At 56.9% G+C, this 541-nt stretch carries 1 pseudogene; it reads left to right on the forward strand.

Features of this window, described 5'->3' with window-relative positions:
- Positions 1–401 precede the first annotated feature (401 nt).
- A pseudogene (locus CKO11_RS17300) lies at positions 402–541 on the forward strand (P-type conjugative transfer ATPase TrbB); the annotation flags it as partial.

Here is a 541-nt window from a genome sequence, read left to right on the forward strand (position 1 = left end):
CGTATCAGTTTGCGTTTGGTCTCAGTGCAGCCTTTCAGGCAGCCGCATTGCTCTGGTTCGCTGTGCCTTGGCTCCGAACGTTGAGCAGGCACCTTTACGCGTCGCTTACGCGGCCGTTTGCAGAGCGAGACAGCCAAGCGGAATTTGTCATGGTGCCCGTCGAGGGATCTATCCTCGAGGCGCGTGAGGCGGTGGAATGGTAGACTGGCCGGCCTGTGCCTGGTTTCCAAGCCGTCTTTTGCGGCGATCGGTGCTACGTTGGGATTTCGACATTCCCCACTTTTTCTTTTTCTACGCCAGGCCGCGAACCAAACATCCCGCTTGTTGCGCGAAGAGGTTTACTGCCTTTTCTAATTGATCCCACTGAGGTCGTTCAGGCGACTTCATTTGTGGGGACGGTGGTGACAATCCATTCCATTCAATCGGAGGCAATATCTCGCGGCGCGCGCATGCTGCGCACTGCACTTGGCCCCGCGATCTCGCGCTTTCTGGAAGATCCTTCAGTCGTCGAGGTGATGCTAAACCCTGACGGCCGATTGTG

The sequence above is a fragment of the Rhodobacter sp. TJ_12 genome (assembly GCF_020023995.1).
In the GTDB taxonomy this organism is placed as follows: domain Bacteria; phylum Pseudomonadota; class Alphaproteobacteria; order Rhodobacterales; family Rhodobacteraceae; genus Rhodobacter.